Below are 220 nucleotides of genomic sequence, written 5' to 3'. Positions count from 1 at the left end.
GCGACGGTGACCACACCGGTGGCGGGATCGATGGCAAACAGGCCGCCGGGATTGCCGGACAGGCTGTAGGTGACGGCATTGATGGTGGCGTCTGCGTCGCTGGCAAAGGCGGTGATGCCGACCAGGGAGCCGATGGCGATGTTCTCGTCGACGGCATTGGTGGCGGCGTTGGTGTCGGTCGGGGTAGTGACATCGAACTCGTCGACATCGTTGATGGCGA

The 220-nt window shown here is 64.1% G+C and carries 1 protein-coding gene; it reads right to left on the bottom strand.

Annotation, left to right across the window (positions count from 1 at the left end; genetic code table 11):
- Nucleotides 1-220 (bottom strand): cadherin repeat domain-containing protein (locus tag KW824_RS21290; RefSeq protein WP_218410918.1); only part of this gene is annotated, 220 nt, incomplete at both ends.

This window comes from Aeromonas sp. sif0611 (assembly GCF_019218845.1).
In the GTDB taxonomy this organism is placed as follows: Bacteria; Pseudomonadota; Gammaproteobacteria; order Enterobacterales; family Aeromonadaceae; genus Aeromonas; species Aeromonas media.
Note: the sequence above shows the minus strand (reverse complement) of the source record. Positions and strands in the feature narration are given on the sequence as shown.